Here is a 599-nt window from a genome sequence, read left to right as displayed (position 1 = left end):
TGCGCCACCTCGACTTGGAGGTTGTTGTGGCTGGCCGTTGGACTCCGAAAGATGTGAAGGCTGCTTCTGTGGCGCGGGTTGTTGCAGGCGATGATGTCTGCGAGGTTGCTCGTGATGCCGGTGTGAAGTTCCAGACGGTATATAGATGGGTCCAGCAGGCCGGTGTTGTCCCGCCGACGAAGGCGTTGGCACGTGCACGCGACCAGCTTGTCGACGACGCGGTGACGTTGGTGGCTTCTGGTATGTCGGTACCGGATGCGGCTGCGACGTTGGGCACTTCACCAGGGGCGTTGTACCGGCGGTTGGCGAAAGTCGGTGTGCTGACCGAACTGCAGAAAAAGCCGCGCATCACCCCGCAGCAGAAAGCAGACGCGGTCGCACGGGTGCTGGCTGGTGAGCCGGTTGAAGAGGTTGCGGCGGCGTTCGACCGGTCTGTGATCACGGTGTATCGCTGGGTGCGGCACGCACGCCAGGAGAAGGCGGGCGGAAACCGTGATGCGGTGCAGCCCGCCAACACGCCGGATGCTTGCACGGCAAAACCACCTGCGCACAGCAAAGTTGATGACGTGCCAGCACCAATGAAAACACAGGCAGGTAGC

Annotated in this window: 1 protein-coding gene; it reads left to right on the top strand. The window is 62.3% G+C overall.

Annotated features, from left to right (window positions below; translation table 11 throughout):
- Positions 1–26 precede the first annotated feature (26 nt).
- Positions 27–599, top strand: a 573-nt coding sequence (locus HMPREF3151_RS05935; RefSeq protein WP_141741341.1) for a helix-turn-helix domain-containing protein, incomplete at its 3' end; no start/stop codon positions are given.

Source organism: Corynebacterium sp. HMSC05H05 (assembly GCF_001807265.1).
Taxonomy (GTDB): domain Bacteria; phylum Actinomycetota; class Actinomycetes; order Mycobacteriales; family Mycobacteriaceae; genus Corynebacterium.
The sequence above is the reverse complement of the archived record's forward strand: the minus strand, read 5'-3'. Positions and strand labels throughout refer to the sequence as shown.